The 1,566-nt window shown below is 35.3% G+C and carries 1 protein-coding gene and 1 pseudogene; both read right to left on the bottom strand.

The window, feature by feature from the left end; translation table 11 throughout:
• Positions 1–520: pseudogene (locus AMDU4_RS01405) on the bottom strand (ABC transporter substrate-binding protein); the annotation flags it as partial.
• Positions 521–992: 472 nt separating this feature from the next.
• On the bottom strand, positions 993–1,566 hold a 574-nt coding region (locus AMDU4_RS01400; RefSeq protein ID WP_290703868.1), incomplete at its 5' end, for a hypothetical protein.

Below are 1,566 nucleotides of genomic sequence, written 5' to 3'. Positions count from 1 at the left end.
GCAATGCTGATACATTATAGGACTTTGTCGGTATTTTGTAACCTGCAGACATAAGAGCACCTATTGTTCCATTTGGAAGTGTGACACCAGTCACTGCTGACATTGTTCCATTGAATAATATTCCGGAGTAATCAGCTGCATATGGACCCTGACCCATTAATATTCCTCTTGCAAATGAAAACCATACTGATGAGGCATTTAAATGCTGGCCATTGCTGAAATTAGCATAGCTCCTTATATCAAACGTATAATGGGTATCATTGACATTGTAAACATTGCTTGCTAATACTGGTACTACGTTTGTTGAACTACCGTTAAATTCTACCAGAGTCTGAAATACTGCAGAGAATAGGGGACCATTGGTCGTAAAAAACCCTGTTGCAGGATCAAGTTGTTCTGGAGCGGCTGTCTGAGACGTATCTGTGAATGCATGTGTCGGGTGGTACAATACCAAAAATGCTGTACTCACCAGGATAATAGCAACCACAACTACTATTATAATCTTCAATCCTTTTTTCATTAAATTATCTAATACATTATCATATTTAAGATTTCTGATAAGCTATTTTAACATGAATTTCCATGAAATTTAGATATAAATAGTTGGTTAATAGTTGATATAATCACTATATTATTTGAACTAACATCATATTTAATCATATCATATCCAATCGCTAGTGTTCTCTGCCTATAACACAGGATCCCTGAAATTTATAGTTCTGGATAGTAGTATATAACATATCTTCTTTTAAGGAAATTTATCATTCATTTGATTAATACAATTTTGCAAGTTATTCTTCTGTTTTGCAATGGATAACTTTCCATAAATAACTATTTTCCTTGTTCCCTGAGAATCTTATAAATATACTACTCATTATAATTTTACATTTTATTGAGCAATATTTTACTCCGAAAAGTTTTCCGAGATATCTTCAATAAATTTAAATCCTCTGTATCTTTCATCATTATTAATATATGGTATCAAAATCCGATTAGATTTTGATTGATTCAACCCATGCATTCAGATCCTTACTGGATAAGTTATTGTTAATCTCCAGTATCTTCACCCGGGCTATTAGAGCAGGCTTTCTTTCTTTATCCTTCCCTATTATAGGCTCACATGGATTGGGCCTTATGAGTTTTCCTGCACTGTCAAGTTCATCCTCCGTTATGGATGTGAATTCTTTAAGAAAATCAATCTTTGAAAGAATATTCTCTATGTAATGCTTATTCTCCACATTGGAAAGAACTGCAGTAAGTGCACCATACTTTCCCATCTCCCTTGCTGTCTGTGATCTTCCAGTCCGCCTGCGTATATGCATCCTTGACCACCTGTGCCCAATCTCCTCTATTCCATTGTGCCTCACAACATTAATTGTTTTGCCGTTCTTTCCTGTTACAGGCGATAGTAGTTCTTTTCTGTGGTCCTCTATCCGTTTGCTGAATATTCCAGATATCCTTTTCAGTTCACCACCTGTAAATTCACCCTCTTTTATTATATCAGAGAGTGCATCATCCAGATCCTTCCCCATTGCATTGATGTCCATTGATTCATTTTTGAATCCA

The sequence above is a fragment of the Ferroplasma sp. Type II genome, assembly GCF_000496155.1.
This window is presented reverse-complemented; position numbering and strand designations above follow the sequence as displayed.